The organism is Mycolicibacterium llatzerense (assembly GCF_025331195.1).
Lineage (GTDB): Bacteria > Actinomycetota > Actinomycetes > Mycobacteriales > Mycobacteriaceae > Mycobacterium > Mycobacterium llatzerense.
In genome coordinates, this window is the sequence record NZ_LXOV01000001.1 from 1,880,209 (window position 1) to 1,899,780 (window position 19,572).

General features: G+C 68.4%; 18 protein-coding genes, 1 tRNA gene and 1 pseudogene. 12 read left to right on the plus strand and 8 right to left on the minus strand.

Annotation, left to right across the window (positions count from 1 at the left end; translation table 11 throughout):
- Positions 1–21: 21 nt before the first annotated feature.
- Positions 22–1,263 (minus strand): ImmA/IrrE family metallo-endopeptidase, encoded by a 1,242-nt coding sequence (locus A7G45_RS09250; RefSeq protein WP_308204049.1) that lies wholly within the window; start codon positions 1,261–1,263, stop codon positions 22–24.
- 58 nt (positions 1,264–1,321) lie between these two features.
- Positions 1,322–2,038 carry a hypothetical protein gene (locus tag A7G45_RS09255; RefSeq protein ID WP_260936143.1) on the minus strand — a complete coding sequence of 239 codons (717 nt, stop codon included), beginning with the start codon at positions 2,036–2,038 and terminating at the stop codon, positions 1,322–1,324.
- A 347-nt stretch (positions 2,039–2,385) separates the two neighbouring features.
- Here A7G45_RS09255 and A7G45_RS09260 point away from each other — a divergent pair, with 347 nt between their 5' ends.
- The 6 genes from A7G45_RS09260 to soxR all read left to right on the plus strand — a co-directional run bounded on the left by A7G45_RS09260 (position 2,386) and on the right by soxR (position 5,210).
- On the plus strand, positions 2,386–3,174 hold the full coding sequence (locus A7G45_RS09260) for a type II secretion system F family protein (protein ID WP_377042044.1): 789 nt from the start codon (positions 2,386–2,388) through the stop codon (positions 3,172–3,174).
- On the plus strand, positions 3,171–3,737 hold the full coding sequence (locus A7G45_RS09265) for a type II secretion system F family protein (protein WP_043397291.1): 567 nt from the start codon (positions 3,171–3,173) through the stop codon (positions 3,735–3,737). The genes A7G45_RS09260 and A7G45_RS09265 overlap by 4 nt, the downstream gene beginning before the upstream one ends.
- Positions 3,738–3,760: 23 nt before the next feature.
- Positions 3,761–3,964 (plus strand): DUF4244 domain-containing protein, encoded by a 204-nt coding sequence (locus A7G45_RS09270; RefSeq protein ID WP_043397293.1) that lies wholly within the window; start codon positions 3,761–3,763, stop codon positions 3,962–3,964.
- Positions 3,942–4,283 carry a TadE family type IV pilus minor pilin gene (locus A7G45_RS09275; RefSeq protein WP_043397295.1) on the plus strand — a complete coding sequence of 114 codons (342 nt, stop codon included), beginning with the start codon at positions 3,942–3,944 and terminating at the stop codon, positions 4,281–4,283. The genes A7G45_RS09270 and A7G45_RS09275 overlap by 23 nt, the downstream gene beginning before the upstream one ends.
- Positions 4,273–4,617 carry an Rv3654c family TadE-like protein gene (locus A7G45_RS09280; protein ID WP_082068071.1) on the plus strand — a complete coding sequence of 115 codons (345 nt, stop codon included), beginning with the start codon at positions 4,273–4,275 and terminating at the stop codon, positions 4,615–4,617. Before A7G45_RS09275 ends, A7G45_RS09280 begins: the two co-directional genes overlap by 11 nt.
- A gap of 119 nt (positions 4,618–4,736) precedes the next feature.
- Entirely contained in the window at positions 4,737–5,210 is a 474-nt protein-coding gene (gene soxR / locus A7G45_RS09285) for a redox-sensitive transcriptional activator SoxR (RefSeq protein WP_081936734.1), read from the plus strand.
- A gap of 27 nt (positions 5,211–5,237) precedes the next feature.
- On the opposite strand, the gene A7G45_RS09290 is transcribed toward soxR, so the two are convergent.
- Together A7G45_RS09290 and A7G45_RS09295 are read right to left on the minus strand one after the other, a co-directional pair.
- Positions 5,238–6,281, minus strand: a complete 1,044-nt coding sequence (locus A7G45_RS09290) for a PAS domain-containing protein (protein ID WP_071287414.1) — start codon at positions 6,279–6,281, stop codon at positions 5,238–5,240.
- 55 nt (positions 6,282–6,336) lie between these two features.
- Entirely contained in the window at positions 6,337–8,700 is a 2,364-nt protein-coding gene (locus A7G45_RS09295) for a DNA 3'-5' helicase SftH (protein WP_260936159.1), read from the minus strand.
- A 224-nt stretch (positions 8,701–8,924) separates the two neighbouring features.
- Between A7G45_RS09295 and A7G45_RS09300 the strand changes: the two genes are divergently transcribed.
- The 3 genes from A7G45_RS09300 to topA all read left to right on the plus strand — a co-directional run bounded on the left by A7G45_RS09300 (position 8,925) and on the right by topA (position 12,861).
- Positions 8,925–9,128, plus strand: a complete 204-nt coding sequence (locus tag A7G45_RS09300) for a cold-shock protein (protein WP_043397302.1) — start codon at positions 8,925–8,927, stop codon at positions 9,126–9,128.
- A 168-nt stretch (positions 9,129–9,296) separates the two neighbouring features.
- Positions 9,297–9,890 (plus strand): hypothetical protein, encoded by a 594-nt coding sequence (locus A7G45_RS09305; RefSeq protein ID WP_260936162.1) that lies wholly within the window; start codon positions 9,297–9,299, stop codon positions 9,888–9,890.
- 145 nt (positions 9,891–10,035) lie between these two features.
- On the plus strand, positions 10,036–12,861 hold the full coding sequence (gene topA, locus A7G45_RS09310) for a type I DNA topoisomerase (protein ID WP_260936165.1): 2,826 nt from the start codon (positions 10,036–10,038) through the stop codon (positions 12,859–12,861).
- A 17-nt stretch (positions 12,862–12,878) separates the two neighbouring features.
- On the opposite strand, the gene A7G45_RS09315 is transcribed toward topA, so the two are convergent.
- A complete protein-coding gene (locus A7G45_RS09315) occupies positions 12,879–14,474 on the minus strand; it encodes an adenylate/guanylate cyclase domain-containing protein (RefSeq protein ID WP_043397311.1) in 1,596 nt (531 codons plus the stop codon).
- Positions 14,475–14,557: 83 nt separating this feature from the next.
- Here A7G45_RS09315 and A7G45_RS09320 point away from each other — a divergent pair, with 83 nt between their 5' ends.
- Positions 14,558–15,790: a DNA polymerase III subunit delta' gene (locus A7G45_RS09320; RefSeq protein ID WP_260936167.1), complete on the plus strand. Its 1,233-nt coding sequence runs from the start codon at positions 14,558–14,560 to the stop codon at positions 15,788–15,790.
- A 57-nt stretch (positions 15,791–15,847) separates the two neighbouring features.
- A tRNA-Thr gene (locus tag A7G45_RS09325) sits at positions 15,848–15,923 on the plus strand.
- A gap of 10 nt (positions 15,924–15,933) precedes the next feature.
- Here the strand turns inward: A7G45_RS09325 and A7G45_RS09330 are convergent.
- The 3 genes and pseudogenes from A7G45_RS09330 to A7G45_RS09340 all read right to left on the minus strand — a co-directional run bounded on the left by A7G45_RS09330 (position 15,934) and on the right by A7G45_RS09340 (position 18,633).
- Positions 15,934–16,305 (minus strand): hypothetical protein, encoded by a 372-nt coding sequence (locus tag A7G45_RS09330; RefSeq protein WP_043987664.1) that lies wholly within the window; start codon positions 16,303–16,305, stop codon positions 15,934–15,936.
- Positions 16,306–16,356: 51 nt separating this feature from the next.
- Complete coding sequence (locus tag A7G45_RS09335) at positions 16,357–16,701, minus strand: hypothetical protein (protein WP_260936172.1); 345 nt, start codon at positions 16,699–16,701, stop codon at positions 16,357–16,359.
- A 94-nt stretch (positions 16,702–16,795) separates the two neighbouring features.
- Positions 16,796–18,633, minus strand: a pseudogene (locus A7G45_RS09340) (hypothetical protein).
- Between A7G45_RS09340 and A7G45_RS09345 the strand changes: the two are divergent.
- Positions 18,599–19,531, plus strand: a complete 933-nt coding sequence (locus A7G45_RS09345; protein WP_260936175.1) for an NAD-dependent epimerase/dehydratase family protein — start codon at positions 18,599–18,601, stop codon at positions 19,529–19,531. The pseudogene A7G45_RS09340 and the gene A7G45_RS09345 sit on opposite strands and share 35 nt — an antisense overlap.
- Positions 19,532–19,572: the final 41 nt, after the last annotated feature.

Here is a 19,572-nt window from a genome sequence, read left to right on the forward strand (position 1 = left end):
CCCCCGACCCCCTTCCGCCCGTCAGCCGCGCCGGTTACGGGGCCGCAACGCGATCACCTTGCCGCCGGCCTCAGCAGGCGGGGCGGCCTGGGCCACCGCGGTGCGCCGCCCATGGCCGACCGCGGCCGCCGGCGCGGTAGGGGCCGCGCGCTGGCCGGCCATGAAGTCCTCCATCAAATCCTGCGGCCACGGCAAGTCATACGGGGCCAGCATCGCCGCCGACCGGGCCGAGAACCCCATCTCCAGCCACTTGCTGATTAGCCGGGGCCGCTCCACCTCGCGGTCATTCCAGCCCGGCTCCACCCGGCCCCAGGTGGTGCCGGTCTCAGTGTTGGCCCGGGTGTAGAGCTGGCGGCGCAACGCCTCAAAACGCGGTTCGGTCAACAACTCCGAGGTGTGCAGATGCTTCAGCAACGCCCCCAGCGATAGCCCCCACTTGGCTTTCACCGGCAACAACTCCGCCAGCGACGGGGCCCGCGAGACCTCCTTGGCCAGCGCCGCCGCCGGCGCCAGCAGCTCGGAGGCGAACTGCGATGCCTGCTCCTCGCAGGCCTCGGTGACACTGCCCGAGGCATGCAGGCTCAGATGACCCACCTCATGGGCCAGTGTCCAGCGGGTGCGTTCCCACGAATTCGACTGCCGCACAACGATCAACGGCCGAGTATTGAACTCCCCGACCCGCACCGAATACCCCAGGTGCTTGTCGAGCTTGCCGGTGGAATCACCGTCACCGAGGATTCGCCGCGACGACGACGTCAACAGCCGGCGCACGACCACCGCCGCGCCGCTGCGCTCAATCTCGTGAATCAGGTACTCGATCGGGGCATCGGGCTCCAAACCCCAAGCGCGGCGCACAGTTTGAGCGGCCTGATCGACGGGGGTGTCCACCGGCTGGATCGGCAGCTTCACCGGCGGCAACTGGGTCCGCGTGTTCAGCTCGTCCAGGAACTCCCCGGCCAACGCCGCGAACTGCGCCAGATACTCCCGCTCGGTCGCGGTGATCGACCGCGGCGCCCGGAACAACAGATCACTCTGGTGCACCCGCGACGTCGGAGCCGTGGTGAAGAACTTCGCTGGGAACCGCAACACCTCAACCAGCCGCTCGAAATCGGTGGCCGACAGCGTCGCGGTGGTCGACTTTTCCACCCGGTTGAGCCGAGAATGCTTCCAGCCCAACGCTTCCATCACCGCGGTGACCGTCATGGCGCGCATCACCCGGGCCTGGTTGACCCGCAGTCCATACACATCCACGGTCGACATCATCGCGACCCCGATTCAACAACCACCCGCCGACAAACATCGCGCCCCCCGCACAACCCAGCTACGCCGGTGAGTCGTCCGGATCCTCGCCGGTGCCCAGCACCGGCCGCTCGAACTCGGTGAAGTCGTCCCGGTCGCGCGGACCCTGCGTGGGCTGCGCCGGCGAAACCAGCGGCGACTCGGTCACCGGGGGCAGCGGCTCGGTTGCCAGAATCTGCACCCGCGACGCATTGTCCACGTCCACCACGAACGCCAGCACCGCCTCCGACAAACCCCATCCATCGTCCGTCGGCCACCACAGGGCGAAGATATCCGGTACCCCGGCCGGGGTCACAATCGGCGACGGAAACAGCGGCTGCGGCTCGTTCTCGTCCAACACCATCTGCTCGTCGGGCTGCGCTTTGGCCCGCCGGATCGGATACGCCCCACCCTCGGCGGTGGTCACGATCCGCGTCCGCTCGCCGTGCAGCACCTTCGAGGGCCAGCGCCGCACCCGGAAATCCATCCCCCCGGAATCGGCCACCTGCACCGACAATCCGCTGCCCCGCGAGGTCAACAGCGAGTCTCCGCGAATATGCGGCCGCAGCTCCCGCATCCGCAGAATCATCTGCCGCACGCAGGTGGAGAACGCCTGCCCGTGAATATCGAGGGGATCGGTGAACCACGGTTGCCACATCTCGCCGACCTTCGGAATCACCAACTCCAGGTCGTACCGCAGCGTCGCCAGCGACGGCCCGTGATCGGCCACCGCCTTGCGCAACTGCTCTTGTAGGTTCATGCGGCGAATTTCGCACACTAAAGCAGTCGGCGCAAGCGACACGCTCAAACCCCATGTCACCGAAAATTCTGTTGCTCGGCATGCCCGTAGAATACATGTAGTTGACGATATAAGCGCAGATCACCACACCTTTATGGGGTTAAAAATCGGGTTAGCTACTGATAAGTGCTGCAGGTGGTGCTGCACACCGCGCGTGCTCGTGATGGGCGACGGCACCTGAGCGAGATCGCGGTGCTGCGCCGCGCCCCGGACGGGACTGTCACGGCCGTGACCGCATGGCACGTCGAGCGGGGCCTCGGCCCTGGGCGGCCCGCGCTGGGCGAGTTGCTGGCAGCTCGGGGCCGGCCGTGAGTCCGGCGCTGATACTGGCACTGGCCGTGCTGGTCGCGCCCCGGCCGGGCGGCGCCAGGCGCCTCGGGCAACGAAAACAGTTGGTGGGATTCGGGTCTCGCGGTAGAGCGCGGATGCCGTGGTTGGTGGCGGCAGCGGCCGCGGTAGCGTCGCTGGTCGTCCTGCCGTTGCTGGTGACGCTGGCGGGTGCGGCCGTGGTCGGGACCGCCGGGCTCCGCTGGCGGCGGTCGCGGCGCGCGGCCGAACGTGTCAGAGAAGCGCAGACCCTGCAGGGCGCCCTCGGCATCCTGGTCGGCGAACTGCGGGCCGGGGCGCATCCGGTGGCGGCGTTCGACGCCGCGGCACACGAAGTGGACGGACCCGTCGCCGCGGCGTTGGGGGAGGTCGCGGCGCGGGCCCGGCTGGGCGCCGATGTCTCGGCCGGTCTGCGCGCGGTCGCGGGATCGTCGGCGCTGCCCGCCCACTGGCAGCGCCTTGCCGTGTACTGGCAACTGGCGCTCGACCACGGCCTGGCGATCGCCCCGCTGATGCGTGCCGCCGAGCGTGATGTCGTTGCGCGCGAACGTTTCTCATCGCGGATCAGGGCCGGTATGGCCGGAGCCCGAACGACGGCCGCGGTGCTGTCCGGACTGCCCGCGCTCGGAATTGTCCTGGGGCAGTTGATCGGTGCGCATCCGGTGCGCTTCCTGCTGGGCGACGGCGCGGTCGTGCTGGCGGTCGGGGTGGTGCTGTGCTGCCTCGGACTGCTGTGGTCGGACCGGATCATCGCAGGGGCGCAGCGATGAGCGGAATCTTCCTGATGGCGTTCGCGCTCTTGCTGCTCCCCGGCCCAGCGGTGCACCGAATCCGGCCCCGTCTGCCGGACCGATCGTCCCCGCCGGCGGCGCCGCGCGACGACCCGCTGGCGGTGCCATCGAGCTTGGACGTGCTGGCGGCCTGTCTGTCGGCGGGCATGGCGACCAGTGCCGCGGCCGCGGCGGCGGTGTCGTCAGCGCCTTCCGGTTTGGCCACCGTGCTGCGGCGTGCGGCCGAACTCCTGGCCCTGGGCGCCAGTCCGGCGACGGCCTGGTCGGAGCCGGGTGGCGGTACTGATCCGCACGTGGTCGCGCTGCTCCGGCTGGCGCGACGGTCGGCGTCGTCGGGCGCCGCGATGGCTCAGGGCGTCGCCGAACTGGCCGAGCAGGCCCGGGCCGACGCCGGTGACGCGGCGGACGCGGCCGCCGAGCGGGCCAACGTGTTGATCGCCGGTCCACTGGGGCTCTGCTACCTGCCGGCATTCGTTTGTCTCGGCATCGTGCCGGTGGTCGCCGGCCTGGCCGGTGACGTGTTCCGTTCGGGGGTGTTCTGATCACAACAAGGGGAGGAAAAACCATGAAAATCAACAGCTTTCGCAACTGGGAAGCCCGGGCGACCCTGCTGCTCACCGATGAGAGCGGCATGTCCACCGTCGAGTACGCCATCGGCACCGTCGCTGCCGCGGCTTTCGGCGCCATCCTGTACACAGTGGTCACCGGGGACTCGATCGTCAGCGCCCTGACGGGCATCATCTCCCGTGCTCTCACCACCAAGGGATGACCGCGGCGGCGTCACGGTGGAGGCGGCGTTCGCGATTGCCGCCCTCATCGCGGTCGCGGTCCTCGGTATCGGCGGGCTGGCGGCGGTCTCGATGCAGGTGCGCTGTATCGACGCGGCCAGGGAAGCGGCCCGGCTCGCGGCCCGTGGCGACGACCGCGCCGCCGTCGATACGGCCCGGCGTACCGGACCCGACGGCGCCTCGGTCGAGGTGCGGCGCGACGGCGGGCGGGTCGTGGCCCGGGTCCGGGCGCCCGCCCCGCTGCTCCCTGGCGTCACGGTGGGGGCGGAGGCCGTGGCGGCGCCCGAACCTGGCGCCTGACGACCGGGGCGCGGCGACGGTGTTCGCGGTCGCGCTGATCGTGGTGCTCGTCGGGATCCTGATCGGGGCGGCCGCTGTCGGCACCGCGGTGATCGGCCGGCACCGCGCGCAGTCAGCGGCCGATCTGGCCGCGCTGGCCGCCGCAGGCGCATTGGCGGCCGGACCCGGCCAATCCTGTCGTCGGGCCGCCGCCGTCGCCGAAGTAATGGACAGCCGGGTTGATCACTGCTCGGTGCAGCGGCTGGACGTGGTGGTCGACGTGGAGGTGCCGGTGCGGTTCGGCCGGTGGCACCTGGGCGAGGCGCACGGACGGGCCCGCGCCGGGCCAGGCTGAGGACAGTCCGGTGGCCACAACGATCAGAAGGCCGCAGAAGAACACATCACCCCACCCGGGTTTGACCGCGGCCCGATCTGCTGTGTCACTTCGCATGTCACCACCGTAGAATCTCAACTATGGTTGAGATCAAGCGTATGGGTCCGACCGATCTGCTCACCATCGGGGAGATCGTGAAGCGGACGGGGGTCCCCGCGTCGGCGCTGCATTTCTACGAGCGAAAAGGGCTGATCCATCCCGAGCGCACCTCCGGCGGGACGCGACTCTATCCACGGCACCTGGAGCGTCGGATCGCCGTCATCCAGGTGGCCAAGCGTCTCGGCATTCCCCTCAGTGAGGTCGCCGAGCACTTCCGGACGCTGCCTGATGACAGGATGCCGTCACTGCGGGACTGGACCAGGCTCAACAAGAGATGGCGTGCGCAACTGCGCGAGCGGCAGCTCGAGCTGGAGCGGCTTCAGTCGGAGATGGACCAGTGCATCGGGTGCGGGTGTATCTCGCTGAACCACTGCCTGGTCATCAACCCTGGGGACGAGCTCGCCGCCGAAGGGCCGGGAGCGCGGCGATTGATGCCCATCGACGAATCGAACTAGGCAGGCGCCGAACAGGTTTCGACACCGTCAGGACTCGGGAACCTCGTCGTCGGCCAGCCGGTCTTCGGCGGCCATCAGTTCGCCGTAGGTGGGCAATCGCAGCGACAGCAGCCCGGCGAAGGTGTCGTCGGCGACTTCGAGTCGGTGCGCGGTGACGTGAATCGGCACCCAGCCGCCGTCGTGCGCACGCAGTCGCAGTACCCGTGACGTCGGCCCGCTCGCGAACTCGATTGTCATGACGGCCATTTCGGGCAGCTCGTTCGGGTGTACCACCAATTCGGGCTTGTTGTCGGCGCTCCAGTCGAACAGCGGACAGGTTTCGTCGATCCACTTGATCAACTTCCAGCTGTTCAGATCGACCATGGCGCGGTAGACCCCGGGCACCGCGGGGCCGTTCATGATCTGGCGTGCCCGGTCGAGCGGCGTGGCAGACGAATTGTCTCGGACTGCCCGCCAGTTCATGGCCCGGCAGATGAGCTGGTCCTCTCCGTCTTCGTCGGGCTCGTTCAGTACCCGCGCGGCGAACCCGACCGAGATCGGCCGCCCCCGGAAGTCGGTCATCTCCCAAGTGCTGGTGAAGGTTTGGCCGGGCTCGGGCTTGATCACGGCCGAGATGACCCGAGCCTCGTTCGGCTTGAGCTTGCGGGTCTGCAGGTCGTCGGCGAAGGCACGGCCGTGGGTGGCCTCGGCGGCCGGGTTGAGGCCGCTGTTGGCCAGCGACTCCATGGTGTCGGTCGCGATGCCGTTGGTCAGGTCCCACTTCAGCGGGCCCGGGATGATCCGGTCCGGTGGATCGGCGTCGGGCGTGCCGACCCACACGTGGACGCCATGGATGCGGCCGTCGGTCATCTGCACCACTTCGGTCCGGATCACCCGGTCGCTCTTGGGGGTGATGCTCGTCAGCGGCAGGCCGGCGCGCACGGTTTCCCCGATCGCCGACTGGATTGCCATCAGACTGGAGTTGCGCCGCAGAAAAGCGCTGATGGGCACCATGTCTACGGTTTGCTGCCCCTGCGCGACGACGGCAGGTTCAGCGCCGAGGGTCTCGACGAGGAGCCAGTCGTCCGTCATGGCCGTAGTTTATCCGTTTCGGCGCGCTTTGCTCTGCCCGATGTCGGGCGGCGGCCTACTTTCCGTGGGCCGCCAAAGTGCGGACAACCAGACGAAGTACCTGGACAGCACCGGCTTTGTCCAGCGGATCGTTCGCATTGCCGCACTTGGGCGATTGCACACAGGAGGGGCAACCGTGACGGCACTCACATGCTTCGATCGCCGCGGCCGTGGCGGACCACCAGGTGGACAGCTGCCGGAACCCGCGGTCGGCGAACCCGGCGCCGCCCGGATAGCCGTCGTACACGAAAATCGTTGGCAGACCGGATAAATCGCCGGGTGCGGGTCCGGATGCGGTGGACACACCGCCGATGTCACCCCGGTCGCAACTGGCCACCAGCGGCAGCAGGCCGATCGCGGCGTGCTCGGCGGCGTGCAGCGAACCGGGCACCCGTAGTGGGTCAATCCCGTTGTCGAGCAACACTTCCGGGGTCATCGTGCACATGACCGCCATGGTGTCCAGGGTGCGGGTCGGCATGTCGAGGTCGACGAAATCGAGCACGGTGCCGTCCATGGCGCGGCGTAGGAACCCCACCACGGTGTTGGACACCGACACCGGGACCAGGCCGATGGCCACCGGCCCGAACCGGTGAATCTCACCGGTTCCTCTCACGCTGATGTCCGTGACCTCCCGGGCCGATGTGGTGTAGCCGGGATCCTCGGCGTGCACGAAGGCGACGCCGGCCTCGAAATCGAGGGCGTCCACCAGGAAGGTCTCGCCCTGGTGCAGGTGGACGGCGCCCGGGTGCACCGAGGCCGGCGCCTGCCCGGCGCCGGTGCTGCCCAGCATGCGTCCGGTACCGGACTCCAGGATGGCGATCTGCCCGCCGGATGAACCCCGGATGTCCACGGCGGGGTGCGGATCCACCCCGGGCGCCGGGAAGTAGCCGGCGGGGCGTTTGCGCAGCAGGCCATCGTCGACCAGTGCTTCGGCGACCGCCTCGGCGTCCCACATCCGCACCTCGGCCGGCGTCAACGGGAGTTCGGTTGCCGCACAAAGCAATTGCGGCGACAGCACGAACGGGTTGCCGGGATCGATGACGATCCGCTCGATGGGCTTGTCCAGCAGCGCGGCGGGATGGTGCACCAGGTAGGTGTCGAGCGGGTCGTCGCGGGCGATCAGCACGATCAGGGCGCTCTGGCCGCGCCGCCCGGCCCGGCCGGCCTGCTGCCAGAACGAGGCCACCGTGCCGGGGAACCCCGCCAGCACCACCGCGTCCAGTCCGGCGATGTCGACACCGAGCTCCAGTGCGTTCGTGGTGGCCAGGCCGCGCAATTCCCCTTCCGTCAGGGCATGTTCCAGGGCCCGACGGTCCTCGGCCAGGTACCCGGCACGGTAGGACGCCACCAGCGGGGCCAGGTCAGGAGCGATGTTCTCGAGCCGGGCCCGCGCGCCGAGCGCCGTCAGCTCGGCGCCGATGCGCGACCGGACGAAGGTCAGGGTGCGGGCGCCTTCGGCGATCAGGTCGGCCATCACCCGTGAGGCCTCGGTACCGGCGGACCGCCGGACCGGGGCGCCGTTCTCGCCGACCAGATCGGTGAGCAGCGCGGGCTCCCACAGCGCCACCGTGCGGCCGCCGTGCGGCGACCCGTCCTCGGTGATCGCGGTGACTGTCTGGCCGAGCAACTCGGACGCCGTCTGCGCCGGGGCGGCGGTGGTGGCGCTGGCGAACACCACCGTGGGTGCCGACCCGTAGCGATCGCACAGGCGCAGCAGCCGGCGCAGCACCATCGCCACGTTCGAGCCGAAAATGCCCCGGTAGTAATGGCATTCGTCGATCACCACGAACTTCAGTTGACGCAGGAACACGGCCCAGCGGGAATGGTTGCGCAGCAGGGACAGATGCACCATGTCGGGATTGGAGAAGATCCAGCGGGACCGTTCCCGGGCGAATTGCCTTGCCTCTGTTGAGCTGTCACCGTCGTAGGCGGACGGGGCGACATTGCCGAGGCCGGGAATCGAGGCGCACAGCGACTGGGCGGCACGGAGCTGGTCGTGGCCCAGTGCCTTGGTCGGGGACAGGTACAGGGCGCGGGCGTGCACATCGGTTTGCATCGCGTGCAGGATCGGCAGTTGGTAGGCCAGGGATTTGCCGGATGCGGTGCCTGTCGCGATCACCACGTGCCGGCCGGCGTGCGCCAACTCGGCCGCGGATACCTGATGCGACCACGGCTGCGCCACACCGCGATCGGTGAAAGCGCGCACCACGTCGTCGCCGACCCAAGTGGGCCAGGGCATTCGGCGAGCCTGTCGTGGGGCCAGGTCGGCGACGTGCCGCAGCGGCTGCTCGTCGGCCGGGGTGCCGTCGAGTGCGGAGGACAACAGTTCACGCCCGAAGTTCGGCTGCGCTGCAGCGTCATCGGACTCCGCGTGTGTCACTGTGATCCCTTCTCGGCCATGGCTGCCGCCCGTTGAAGCGGGCCAAGATGAATTGTTAACCACACATCGTCGTGCGACTGTTGCGACAGCGCCCGACATGGTTGACTGAACTCGGTCGCAGCTGCTGTATTCGTGTGTCAACACCCGCGAACGTCGTTGCGCTCCCGGTACATCGGAAGACTCGGTGGATCGCACCCGCAGTAACAGAAGGAAATGAACGACAAATGCCACAGGGGACTGTGAAGTGGTTCAACCCGGAGAAGGGTTACGGCTTCATTGAGCAGGAAGGCGGCGGCGGCGACGTCTTCGTCCACTACAAGCAGATTCAGTCCAACGGGTTCCGCACCCTGGAAGAGAATCAGAAGGTCGACTTCGAGGTCGAGCAGGGCGCCAAGGGCCCGCAGGCTCTCAACGTCCGCCCCATCTGAGGCCAAGAGACTGACAAACGCCCCCGCATCGTCTGTGACGAAGTGGGGGCGTTTCGCGTAGCGTGGCCTGATCGCCGCGCTCCTCGACGCGGCTCGTGCCGCGCCGCCTGATCGTCGCGCGGCTTTGCCTCCACACCTTTCTTTGTGGGCTGGCCTACTGTCGGCAGGGTGAGCCAGCTGTCCTTCTTCTCGGCCGAGTCGGTGCCGCCCGAGGTGGCCGACCTGACCGGGTTGCTCGCTGCGCCGGGACAGCTGGTCCAGGCCGGCGATGCGGCGGACGGCCGAAAGATCCGCTTGTCCGTGGTCGTCGACGCGTTGTGGCGGGCCGAGGCGCTGGCCGAGATGATCGCCGAAACGGGCTTGAAGCCGGAGATCACCCACACCGACGAGAAGACCCCGTTGGTGCGCACCGAAGCCGACGCCAGGCTGGCGCCCATGGCGGAGGACTGGACTCGCGGAGCCGTCAAAACCGTCCCCGAAGGGTGGTTGCCGGGCCCCCGGGAGCTGCGCGCCTGGGTGCTGGCCGCGGGCATGGCGGAACCGAACGGCTACTTGTTGGGTTTGGATCCCCACGCACCGGATACTCATTCGGCGTTGGCGTCGGCACTTATGCGAGTCGGTATCGCGCCAACCTTGATCGGGACCCGAGGCCATCATCCGGCCCTGCGGATCAGCGGCCGGCGGAGGCTGTTACGCCTGGTAGAGAACGTGGGGGAGCCACCCGGGTTCACCGAGGCGTTTCTCCAATGGCCCCGGACTTAGTGGGTGCACACCGTATATTTTGGCCGCAACCGGTTTGCGTAGGCTCGCGCGGAGTGTCAAATTGTGACTTGCCTTGGGACCGGATGACCGTTAGGCATTCATTCGGTGTCGTAACGCAGACCAAGAAGTGGAGCGGATAGATACGGTGGCTGACCTCGATGGTGCCGGTAGCGGCAGCCGGGTCCGGCGACTCGTCATAGTCGAGTCGCCTACCAAGGCGCGCAAAATTGCCGGTTACCTCGGCGCCAACTATGTCGTTGAATCGTCGCGCGGACATATACGTGACCTCCCGCGGAACGCCGCGGACGTGCCGGCCAAATATAAAGGTGAGGCCTGGGCCCGCCTAGGCGTGAACGTCGACGACAACTTCGAGCCGCTGTACATCGTGAGCCCGGACAAGAAGGCCACGGTCACCGAGCTCAAGGACCTGCTCAAGGGTGTCGACGAGCTCTACCTCGCGACGGACGGTGACCGCGAGGGTGAAGCCATCGCGTGGCACCTGCTGGAGACGCTGAAACCCAAGGTGCCGGTCCGGCGCATGGTGTTCCACGAGATCACCGAGCCCGCGATCCTTGCGGCCGCCGAGAACCCGCGCGACCTGGACATTGCCCTGGTCGACGCGCAGGAGACCCGCCGCATCCTCGACCGTCTCTACGGCTACGAGGTCAGCCCCGTGCTGTGGAAGAAGGTCGCGCCGAAGCTGTCGGCCGGCCGCGTGCAGTCCGTCGCGACCCGGATCATCGTGCAGCGCGAGCGCGAACGCATGGCGTTCCGCAGCGCCGGCTACTGGGACGTCACCGCCGAGCTGGACGCCAGCGTGTCCGACGCGACCGCGTCACCGCCCAAGTTCACCGCCAAGCTCAATTCCGTCGACGGCCGACGGGTCGCCAGCGGTCGCGATTTCGACTCCCTCGGTGCGGTCAAGAAGCCCGACGAGGTGCTGGTGCTCGACGAGGCCGGCGCGGGCGCCCTGGCCGCCGGTCTGCGCGGCGAGTCGCTGACCGTCAGCTCGGTGGAGCAGAAGCCGTACACGCGCAAGCCGTACGCGCCGTTCATGACCTCGACGCTGCAGCAGGAAGCCGGCCGCAAGCTGCGGTTCTCCTCCGAGCGCACCATGAGCATCGCGCAGCGGCTGTACGAGAACGGCTACATCACCTACATGCGTACCGACTCCACGACGCTGTCGGAGTCGGCGATCAACGCCGCGCGTACGCAGGCCGGGCAGCTCTACGGCCAGGAGTACGTCCACCCGACGCCGCGGCAGTACACGCGCAAGGTCAAGAACGCGCAAGAGGCACACGAGGCCATCCGCCCCGCCGGTGACGTCTTCCAGACGCCTGGCCAGCTGCACGGCGCCCTGGACACCGACGAGTTCCGGCTCTACGAGCTGATCTGGCAGCGCACCGTCGCCTCCCAGATGGCCGATGCCCGCGGCACGACGCTGTCGTTGCGCATCTCCGGCACTGCCCGTACGGGCGAGCAGGTCGTCTTCAGCGCCTCCGGCCGCACCATCACCTTCGCCGGCTTCCTGAAGGCCTACGTCGAGAGCCTCGACGAACAGGCCGGCGGCGAGGCCGACGACGCCGAGAGCCGCCTGCCGAACCTGACGCAGGGCCAGCGGGTGGATGCCGCCGACCTCACCGCGGACGGGCACACCACCAACCCGCCGGCCCGGTACACCGAGGCCTCGCTGATCAAGGCGCTGGAAGATCTGGGCATCGGTCGTCCGTCGACGTACTCGTCGATCATCAAGACCATCCAGGACCGCGGCTACATCTACAAGAAGGGCAGCGCCCTGGTGCCGGCCTGGGTGGCGTTCGCCGTCATCGGGTTGCTGGAACAGCACTTCGGCCGTTTGGTCGACTACGACTTCACCGCCGCGATGGAGGACGAGCTCGACGGCATCGCCGCCGGGACTGAACAGCGCACCAACTGGCTGTCGAACTTCTACTTCGGCGGCGAGCACGGCGTCGAGGGTTCGGTGGCCCGCGAGGGTGGCCTGAAGAAGCTGGTCGGCAACAACCTCGAAGGCATCGACGCGCGAGAAGTCAACTCCATCAAGCTGTTTGACGATGCCGAAGGCCGCGCCATCAACGTCCGGGTCGGCCGCAACGGGCCGTACCTGGAGCGGATGATCGCCGATGAGGAGAACCCCGGTGAGCTGAAACCGCAGCGCGCCAACCTCAACGACGACCTGACGCCCGACGAGCTCACCCTCGAGCTGGCCGAAAAGCTTTTCGCCACACCGCAAGAGGGCCGGGTGCTGGGTGTCGACCCGGAGAGCGGGCACGAGATCGTCGCCAAGGACGGCCGTTACGGGCCGTACGTCACCGAGGTGCTGCCCGCGCCGCCGGAGGAGCCGGACGCCGGCGCCGGCGCGAAGAAGACCAAGAAGCCCGTCGGCCCCAAGCCGCGCACCGGATCTCTTTTGCGCTCAATGGATTTGGAGGCGGTGACGCTCGACGACGCGCTGAAGCTGCTGTCGTTGCCGCGCGTCGTCGGCGTCGACCCGGAGAACAAAGAGGAGATCACCGCGCAGAACGGCCGCTACGGCCCGTACCTCAAGCGCGGCACCGACTCTCGTTCGCTGGCCACCGAAGAGCAGATGTTCACCGTCACGCTCGAAGAGGCGCTGAAGATCTACGCAGAGCCGAAACGTCGTGGGCGCCAAGGTGCGGCGACGCCGCCGCTGCGCGAGCTGGGTACCGACCCGGTGTCGAACAAGCCGATGGTGATCAAGGACGGTCGTTTCGGTCCGTACGTCACCGACGGTGAGACCAACGCCAGCCTGCGCAAGGGCGACGACGTCATGTCGATCACCGACGAGCGGGCCTCGGAGCTGCTGTCCGACCGGCGTGCTCGTGGCCCGGTGAAGAAGGCCGCCAAGAAGACCCCGGCGAAGAAGACGGCGGCGAAGAAGACCGCTGCCAAGAAGGCGCCGGCGAAGAAAGCCGCCGCGAAGAAGGCCTAAGGCCTAAGGCCTAAGGCCTAGCTGGCGGCTTCGGTTTCCGGAGTCGGTCTCGGCGAGGCCAGCGACAGCGGCCGCGCCAGCTGGGTGGGCGCGGACCGGCCGCGCAGCTCGACGGTCTCACCGACGTCCCAGCACAGTGCCTCGGCGTCCAGCGCGCCGCTGACGGCGATCGCAGAGGCCAGCACGTGGCCCTCTTCGAGCTTCGCGAGCTCGGTCAGGCGGGCGGCCTCGTTCACGGGGTCGCCGATCACGGTGTACTCGAAGCGGGCCAGTGCGCCGATGTGGCCGGCGATGGCCCGGCCCGCGGACACGCCGATGCCGAATTCCGTGGTGCCCAGCACTGTCACCAGTTCGTCGTGCAGCTCGCGGGAAGCGGCCAGCGCCGCGCCCGAGGCATCCGGGTGCTCGATGGGGGCGCCGAAGATGGCCAGCGCCGCGTCACCCTGGAACTTGTTCACGAACCCGCCGTGCCGGTTCACGGTGTCCACGATGATCCGGAAGAACTCGTTGAGGATCGACACGACCTCGGCCGCGGGCCGGGTGGACGCCAGCTGTGTCGACCCGATCAGGTCGATGAACAGCACCGCGACATCACGTTCCTGGCCGCCCAGCTCGGTGCCGCGCTCCAGCGCGCGGCGGGCGACGTCCTCGCCGACGTAGCGGCCGAACAGGTCGCGCAGCCGTTGCCGCTCGGACAGGTCGCGCACCATGTCGTTGAACCCGGCCTGCAACAGGCCCAGCTCGCTGGCGTCGTAAATCTGCATGTGCGCGTTGTAGTTACCGCGCTGCACCTCACCCAGGGCCCACCGCAGCTGGCGCAGCGGGTCGGCGATCGACATGGCGACCAGCACGTTCCCGGCCAGGCCGACGGCCAGGGCGGTGATCGCCAGCAGCAGGATCGGGGTATTGAGCTGCTCGTTCTGCGCGATGAAGGGCGTGTACTGGCCGGCGAGCCGAGCCACGATGATCGCCAGCAGCGGCACACCGGTGGACAGCACCCAGGTCAGCACCTGGCGCTGGATGACGCCGGGCGCCTTGAAGTTCTCGGGCACACCGTCGCGCAGCGCGGCGACCGCGACGGGCCGCAGCACCCGCTCGGACTGCAGGTAACCGATGATCGCGGTGGCGGTGGCGCCGAGCGCGCTGGCGACCGCGACGAAGGGTGCCGAGCGGCTGGCCACCGGCCAGCTCGCGATGATGAACACCACTGAACCCAGGAACCAGTTCCCGACGCTGATCAGGGTCCGGTAGTACGGCATCTTGAGGGCCCGGGTCCGGGCCAGTTCGGTGAAGGCCGCGTCGGTGGCGTCGCCGTGCAGGGTGTCCCGCCTTTGCCAGCGGATCACCGGGATCAACAGCCGCAGACTCAGCCACGCGGCCACCACGAACGAGACGAACAGGACGGTGAGGAACACCGCCAGGTTCACCGCAGGCAGGTCCTGTAGCTGGATGCGGTCTTCGGCCGGGAGACCGAACCGCAGGAAGCCCAGAACGAACAGCGCGCCGATGATGTCGGCCTGCAGCAGGCTCAGCGTGAACACCGGCCACGGCGTGCGCGCCACCCACCGGACGAACCCCCTGATTCGCCCGATGTCCTTCACATCGGTGGCCACCCGCTAACCGTATCCGGCCGGGGCGACGGATATTGCCGCTGCGCGCAGGTTCGTGTCGCCGGCGACGGTTACTGTGGGGCCCGATGAGCGGAGTTTTCTCGCGTTTGGTCGGCCAGGATGCCGTGGAAGCCGAGTTGGTGGCCGCAGCGCGAGCGGCCCGGGGTGATTCGGCTCACAGCGGCCTCACAACCGGCAGCATGACGCATGCCTGGTTGATCACGGGGCCGCCCGGTTCGGGCCGGTCCATCGCCGCTGTGTGCTTTGCTGCGGCGCTGCAGTGCACCGCGGAGGCCGCAGACGGCGGTCCGGGCTGCGGGGCCTGCCGGGCGTGCACGACGACGATGGCGGGCACCCACGCCGATGTGCGCCGCGTGATTCCGGAGGGGCTGTCCATCGGTGTCGACGAGATGCGCGCCATCGTGCAGACCGCATCGCGGCGGCCGGGTACCGGGCGCTGGCAGATCGTCGTGGTCGAAGATGCCGACCGGCTCACCGAGGGCGCGGCCAACGCACTGCTCAAGGTCGTCGAGGAACCGCCGCCGTCGACGGTGTTCCTGCTGTGCGCACCTTCGGTGGACCCCGAGGACATCGCGGTGACGCTGCGGTCGCGGTGCCGGCACATCGCGTTGACGACGCCGCGGGTCGACGCCATCGCCCAGGTGCTGATGGACAACGACGGACTGCCCGAGGCCGACGCGCGCTGGGCAGCGTCGGTCAGTGGCGGCCACGTCGGCCGGGCCCGCCGACTCGCCACCGATGAGCAGGCCCGGTCGCGCCGGGAACGCGCTCTGGGCCTGGCCCGGGACGCGGCGACGCCGGCGCGGGCATACGCCGCGGTCGAGGAGCTCGTCGCCTCGGCTGAGGCCGAGGCGGTGGCACTGACGGCCGGCCGCAACGAGACCGAGACCGAGGAGCTCAGGACGGCTCTGGGTGCCGGTGGCACCGGAAAGGGTGCGACGGGCGCGCTGCGGGGCGCCGCGGGTGCGCTGAAGGACCTGGAGAAGCGGCAGAAGTCGCGGCAGACCCGGGCGTCGCGCGATGCCCTGGACCGGGCGCTGATCGACCTGGCCACGTACTTCCGCGATGCACTGGTGATCTCGTCCGGGGCCTCGGGCGTGGCGGCGGCCAACCATCCGGACATGAGCGACAAGGCGGCGGCGATGGCCGCCCACGTGCCTGCCGACCAGCTGTTGCGCTGCGTCGAGGCGGTGCTGGCCTGCCGCGAGGCGCTGGCCACCAACGTCAAGCCGAAGTTCGCCGTCGACGCCATGGTGGCGACCATGGGACAGGCCCTGCGGGCCGGACAACGGAACTGACTTTGGCGGCGTGCGGGCCGTCCCGTAGACTCGTCCCGCCCCGCCTCGGTGGGGCACGCCACCCTAGCTCAGTCGGTAGAGCAATTCACTCGTAATGAATAGGTCAGGGGTTCGATTCCCCTGGGTGGCTCCACAACTTTTCGCTACCGACGTTGGTCGGGGAGCGTGTGCGGCCCCGCGGACGGGGTTACGTCAACGGGTGTGACGGCGCTCGGGTCCAGGTTGAACTTCGGCTTACGCAACGGAACCGCGATGCAGCCCTGAGCCTTTCCGTCGACGTACGAGCATTTGGTCTTGTCACCGTTCTTGTCGGTCGTGGTGCAAGCCTCGTACAGGTGTCCATTACCGACCTTGGTTTCGTATGTCTGGTTCGAACCCATGCAATCGCTGCCGACGGTGGCGTTGGCGCTGGGTGCGGTGAGGATCACCGGTACGGCATAGAGCGCGGCAGCGCTCAGCAGGCCGGCGAATGCCGCTGATTTGATCTTCGAGTTCGGTCGGATGGTGGTGTTCATTGATCGACTTTCGTTTCGGGTGGCTGTGGATGGCGGGCAGGGCGGGAGACGTCAGGAGCGATCGACCTGAACCGGGGCGAGGTCACCGGTCGGGATGTGGGTGCCCTTCACTGCCGTCCTCGGCACGGTGATGCAGCCCTGAGGTTTGTGATCTACCTCGGTGCACTGTGTTTTGACGCCCTCTTTGTCGACTGTCGTGCAGCTCTCGATGATCGACCCGTTCGACCGGGTGCCAATGGCGAAGGTGCCACCGCCTTTTCCGCAGCGGGTCGCCAGGGACTCTGCGCCGGCGATGGGCGTGCTCAGGGCCAACGGGGCGATGTACAACGCGGCCGTGCCGACGAGGGCAGCCAGCGCGATACGCCTGCCGTTCGCGGTCCCGGTGTTGGCGTTCATGGGCGTTCTCCTTTTCGGGTGGTCGCAATCCCGGCCGGGCTTGCTGACACCGGTAAGAGCACGCACCACCTCGAAAGGGGACAGTTTTTTGCGCCTACTTGGGCGCCAGGAACCCCACCGGCCCGGACGCCACGCACACCGACAGCGCCGACGTGTTGGCCTTCACCTGAATCGAAGCCCCGGCGCCGGGGAGCCGGACGAACACCCGGTTCAGTCCGGGGTGCACCGGCACCCGTGCCTCGCGCCCCTCGGGCAGGGACATGGTCAGCGACCCGTCGCTGTTGGCCAGGTAGTTGAGCTCGGCGGTCCAGTCGGCCGGCAGCAGCGGGCCGTCGAGCGGCATGGTCACGGGTGCGTCGGTCTGCACCAGGTAGCCGCAGTTCGGTGCCGGGCCAGGGGCGATGGTGCGGGTCCAGGTCACCTTGGCCGGCACCAGCTGGCCGGTCGCGGTCAGCATCTGCAAAGACGTTGTGCTGGAGGCGAATTCAGGCCGGTCGCGCAGCAGGGCGAACATGTGGCTGGCCAGGTTCTCCGGAAACGCCACGCGTTGCAGCACCAGCGGGTCGACTTCCTGGTCGAGCAGCGGCACGCCGCGGGGCGCGGCGGCCAAGGATGCCTCGGCATTGACGAGATAGGCGCGGGTCGGGTTGTCGCGCCAGCTGGGCAGGAAGGTCGCCCACGAGTACAGGCTGCTGGCCACGAATAGCGTTGCCGCACAAGCAACCACGACACGACGGCGGACGGAGTCGTCGAACCTGGTACTGCGGTTCGGCGCACAGAACGCGACCGCGGCCACCAGCGCCAGCACCACCACCAGATCGGAGAGGTAGCGCAACGTCTGCGCCAGTTCGAGGGCGGTGAACTTCGACGACCGCATCAGATAGATCGGCACCTGGCACGCCACGACGTATCCCACCGCGGACAGCCAGACGGGTCCCAGTCGCCGCTTTCGCAGCAGCGACACCGCAACCACGCCGGCCAGCACCAGCCAACCCAACGCCATCACGACCGGGCCGGGCGTCGCCCACGGTGACGCGGGAGCCCAGCGCTGCCAGTCCCACGGCCCGCCGGCCAGCGTCGGCACCAGGCCGTGCGTGACGGACCGCGCCAGCAGCTCCCACGTCATCGGCAGGTCCAAGGTCCAGCGCTTCTGGTTGACCACCAGCAGATAGACCCCGACCCACCCGATCGTGATGGTGAGCAGCCCCAGCCACAGTCGCAGACCCGTGCGCCACGCGGACTTCAGCGAGCCGGTTCCGGTCACGTACAGCAGCAGCCAGCACACGGCGAAGGCAGTGAACGGGATCACCGCGGACTTCTCGAAGAACAGCAGCCCGCCGAGATAGGCGACGCAGCCGGTCCAGACGTACCGCGGATTGCCGGTGCGCACCAACAGGATGGCGTCGGCGCAGACCCAGGCCATGGCCGCCGCCATCGGCAGCGCGTTGAGCCCGGCCGACCACCAGGCGAAGGCCGGCACACCCAGGGGCGTGAACAGTGCGAACGTCAGCGGCACCAGCAGCACCGGACGCCAGCCGAGGATCACCCGCAGGGCGCGCACGAGCGCCACCGAGGCGACCAGTTGCAGCAGCACCAGGCTCAGCGCCGGCCAGAACCAATTCAGCGGTGCCAGGCGCGTCAGCGCTCCGGCCAACAGGAACCCGGCAGGCATGACGTGCCCGTCGTGGTCGTTGAACAGGAAGTCGGGCGACAGCAGGGAATGGGTGCCGGCCTGGCCGATCAGGATCAGGTCGTCCCAGTAGAAATAGCCGCCGAAAGCGAGAACCGCCCGCAGTATCAGCTGCAGCACCACCAGTGCGGCGGCAGTTCGGGCGACCCAGTTCACTCTTGTCGACTGTACGGGGCAGTCGGCAGCGACCGTCGGTATGGTTGCCCCGTGCGAACACTTGTCACTGGTGCTGCCGGGTTCATCGGGTCGACGCTCGTCGACCGGCTTCTGTCCGAAGGGCACGAGGTCGTCGGGCTCGACGATCTCAGCAGCGGCAAGGTCGACAACCTCGCCGATGCCGAGGGCAACGCGCAGTTCCAGTTCGTCAAGGCGGACATCGTCGATGCTGATCTGCACGGCATCGTCGCCGAGGTCAAGCCTGAGGTGATCTTCCATCTGGCCGCGCAGATCTCCGTCGCGCGGTCGGTGAACGAGGCGCCGTTCGATGCCGGGGTCAACGTCGTCGGCACCGTGCGGCTGGCCGAGGCGGCCCGCAGCAACGGCGTGCGCAAGGTGGTCCACACCTCGTCGGGCGGGTCCATCTACGGCGTCCCGCCGGGCTACCCGACCAATGAGGACATGCCGGTGGACCCGTCGTCCCCGTACGCCGCCAGCAAGGTGTGCGGCGAGGTCTACCTCAATATGTTCCGCAATCTGTACGGGCTGGACTGCTCGCACATCGCGCCGGCCAACGTCTACGGCCCGCGCCAGGACCCGCACGGTGAAGCCGGTGTGGTGGCGATCTTCAGTCAGGCCCTGCTGGCCGGGCGGCCCACCAAGATTTTCGGTGACGGCAGCGACACCCGTGACTATGTCTTCGTCGACGACGTGGTCGACGCCTTCGTCCGCGCCGGTGGGGAGGCCGGGGGCGGGCAGCGGTTCAACGTCGGGACCGGGGTGGAGACGTCGGTGGCGCAGCTGCACACCGCGATCGCCGCGGCCGTCGGCGTGCCCGATGCGCCCGAGTTCCACCCGCCGCGCCTCGGCGACCTGCGCAAATCCTGCCTGGACATCAGCCGGGCGGGCGCCGTGCTGGGGTGGAGCCCCAAGGTGACGCTGGCCGAGGGCGTGGCCCGGACGGTGGACTTTTTCCGCCCCTGACCTGCAAATACGCAGAAAAAGATTGTAAGTACTCACTTTCT

Coding starts and splice junctions, on each gene's coding strand:
- A7G45_RS09270 (WP_043397293.1), top strand. CDS start 3,761: ATGAAAATCAACAGCTTTCGCAACTGGGAAGCCCGGGCGACCCTGCTG.
- A7G45_RS09255 (WP_260936143.1), bottom strand. CDS start 2,038: ATGAACCTACAAGAGCAGTTGCGCAAGGCGGTGGCCGATCACGGGCCG.
- A7G45_RS09265 (WP_043397291.1), top strand. CDS start 3,171: ATGAGCGGAATCTTCCTGATGGCGTTCGCGCTCTTGCTGCTCCCCGGC.
- A7G45_RS09290 (WP_071287414.1), bottom strand. CDS start 6,281: ATGACGGACGACTGGCTCCTCGTCGAGACCCTCGGCGCTGAACCTGCC.
- A7G45_RS09335 (WP_260936172.1), bottom strand. CDS start 16,701: ATGAACGCCAACACCGGGACCGCGAACGGCAGGCGTATCGCGCTGGCT.
- A7G45_RS09250 (WP_308204049.1), bottom strand. CDS start 1,263: ATGATGTCGACCGTGGATGTGTATGGACTGCGGGTCAACCAGGCCCGG.
- A7G45_RS09330 (WP_043987664.1), bottom strand. CDS start 16,305: ATGAACACCACCATCCGACCGAACTCGAAGATCAAATCAGCGGCATTC.
- A7G45_RS09320 (WP_260936167.1), top strand. CDS start 14,558: ATGAGCGGAGTTTTCTCGCGTTTGGTCGGCCAGGATGCCGTGGAAGCC.
- soxR (WP_081936734.1), top strand. CDS start 4,737: ATGGTTGAGATCAAGCGTATGGGTCCGACCGATCTGCTCACCATCGGG.
- A7G45_RS09300 (WP_043397302.1), top strand. CDS start 8,925: ATGCCACAGGGGACTGTGAAGTGGTTCAACCCGGAGAAGGGTTACGGC.